The sequence below is a fragment of the Meiothermus hypogaeus genome (assembly GCF_003574035.1).
Taxonomy (GTDB): domain Bacteria; phylum Deinococcota; class Deinococci; order Deinococcales; family Thermaceae; genus Meiothermus; species Meiothermus hypogaeus.
In genome coordinates this window covers 1-2,553 of the sequence record NZ_QWKY01000150.1, presented here as the reverse complement: position 1 = coordinate 2,553, position 2,553 = coordinate 1, and the positions used below count along the sequence as shown (strand labels likewise).

Here is a 2,553-nt window from a genome sequence, read left to right as displayed (position 1 = left end):
GCGAGGGTCAAATAGGGCAGCACCAGAGCCCATTCCTCATCACGGACGTCCGATGGGTAAGCACGGCGGTTCATGCTCTAAACATAACTGCAGTGCCTGATTTGGGTAAGGTGGTTTGTAGATTCTAAAGTGTGCCCGCACCAGGCCAGGGGTTGCTGTGGGCCAGGCTTCAAGTTGGCATAGGTTCGGGTTGGGTTGGGCTGGCCTCCACTTTTGTTTTCAAATATTCCAGCACATCCCGGGCATCCCGAAATGGATTCACGTTGCGCCAGATTTTTTCGATCCGGCCCTGGGGGTTAATCAGGATGGTGTCGCGGTTGTACATGCCCAGCAGCAGGCCAAAACCCAGCCAACCCCCCACCCCAAACGCACGCCCCAAAGCGCCAGACCGGTCGGGAATCATGCCGCCTTTGAGAGCCAGCTGGTCAATAAAGCTGCACTGGGCCGAAGCCGGGTCGGCACTTACACCAAACACCTCGGCACCAAGCTGCCTGAAGGTTTCGTACAGTTCGGCGTACTGTTTCCCCTGGGCCGTGCAGCCCGGTGAGCTGGCTTTGGGGTAGAACCAAAGCACGATGTAGCGCCCCTGCTGCACCAGTTCGGCCAGGTCTATGGTTTTGCCAAAAGCATCCTGCACCTGGATCAGTGGAGCTGGATCACCGGTCTTCAACTTCATGTGCCCAGTATGGCGTTTTTAGCAAACCCCGGGTGTGGGGCAGGGCAAAATTAGCCGCTTGCAGATTTCTCAATCAAAGGCCTGGGCCGAGAGGTCTATGGGCGCTTTGGCCTTGGCTTTCTGGATATTGTGCCAGAAGGCGATACCCCGTAAAGGGGCATAGACTTCCAGGCTCGAGAGAGACTGACCGCTCAATTTGACCCGGTGAATCCTGGTGCCGCCCCGGCGGATGGCGTAGATGGTATCGTCCAGTACCACCATCTCCACCTGGCTGGTGGGGTCTTCGCCATCGGCCACCGGCAGCGGCAGCGAGAGCAAGACTTCGCCCTCGAGCGAGAGTTTGCGAATTTTCTGGCTGTCCGCGTCGTAAATCAAAAGCTGGTCGTCGGGGGTCAGGCCCAGGCCGCCCAGCAGCCGCAGTTCTTGCGACTCCCGGCTTTTGCGGAAGGCGTAGCGCGAAATGTACTGTCCGCTATGATCCAGGCGCTGTACCTGGCGATTGCCGTAGTCGAGGACAAAAATGTAGTTGCGGCTGGCCAGCATGGCCCGGGGCGACTCGAAGGTGCCCCGGCCCTGCCCAGAACCCCCAAAGCGGGCCACGGGGTTACCTTCCTGGTCGAAGCGGGTAATGGTACAGGCCTCACCATCCAGCACCAGCAGGCCATCGGGCACCGCTGCCAGCGAGATGGGATAAAGCAGTTCACCCAGCTTCATCCCATAGGGCGCAATCGAGTGGGTGATCTCACCCTCCACATCGAAGCGATGTACCAACCGTACCGCACCACCGCCATACTCGAACAGGCTAATCCAGAAGCCTCCGTCCTTATCCACCGAAATAGAGAGCGGGGGCGAGGGGAACATGCCCCGCCCACTGCCCACCCCACTCCACATCCGCATCAGGGTGCCATTCAGGTCCATCAGGCGCAGGGTGCCCTTCTTGGTCTCCACGGCCAAGGCCAGGTAGATGGGGGCGGTAAGACCCGGGTCTTCCTGCCACTTACCGCGCAACACTTCCAGCACCGCTTCCAGACCAGGGCGTTTTTCCGGGTCTTTCTCCAGCATGCGGTAGACCAGATCGGAGAGCACCTGCGGAATATCCGGGTTAACCTGCTTGGGCGGGGTGGGCATCTGGGTAATCTGTTGGTGGATGACCGCCTCGTAGGCCCCCTGGAATGGGGGTTGACCGCACAGGGCTTCGTAGAACACCACCCCAAAGCTGTAAATGTCGGACTTGTGATCGATGCGCTGGCCCTTGGCCTGTTCGGGGCTCATGTAGACCGGGGTACCGATGCGGGCCCCGGTGATGGTCAGGCGGGTCAGCACCTTACCGGCGGCAATCCCGAAGTCCATCAGGCGCACCCCTCGAGGATCCACGCTGCCATCGTCACGCACGGCATTCTTGAGCACCATGATGTTGCCGGGCTTGATGTCGCGGTGAATGATGCCCTGCGCGTGAATGTGCTGGAGGGCCTCGGCTACCCGGCTCATCACTTCCACGATGCTCCTGATCCCCAGGCGCTTGTTTTCGATCAAGCGATCCAGCCCCTCACCATCGAGAAATTCCATGGCGATGTAGTGGGTATCGCCCTGGTTGCCGTGGTCATACACCTTGACGATGCCCGGATGGTCGAGGTGGGCCAGCAGTTCGGCCTCGCGGTGGAAGCGTCGTACAAACCGGGGGTCACCAATGTATTTTTCCTGGGGAATTTTGAGGGCAATCAGACGGCCATCTTTTTTGCTGCGGCCCTTGTAGACCGTGGCCATGCCTCCGATGCCTACCTTTTCCTGGATGTCGTAGAGGGCCTCGAGGCCAGTGACACTGTTCCCGAGCGATACCTTGGGGTTGGGCTTGGTCTTGGGGGGTCGGGGTGCGGGCC

The 2,553-nt window shown here is 59.9% G+C and carries 2 protein-coding genes; both read right to left on the bottom strand.

The genetic code is table 11. The features are described from left to right. Positions 1 to 169: 169 nt before the first annotated feature. Positions 170 to 676 carry a peroxiredoxin gene (locus tag Mhypo_RS17535; protein WP_119342504.1) on the bottom strand — a complete coding sequence of 169 codons (507 nt, stop codon included), beginning with the start codon at positions 674 to 676 and terminating at the stop codon, positions 170 to 172. Positions 677 to 745: 69 nt separating this feature from the next. Further along, positions 746 to 2,553 (bottom strand): protein kinase domain-containing protein (locus tag Mhypo_RS17530; RefSeq protein WP_119342503.1); only part of this gene is annotated, 1,808 nt, incomplete at its 5' end.

Bases quoted from the DNA above. Each gene is read 5' to 3' on its own strand.
- Mhypo_RS17535 (WP_119342504.1), bottom strand. From the start codon at position 676: ATGAAGTTGAAGACCGGTGATCCAGCTCCACTGATCCAGGTGCAGGAT.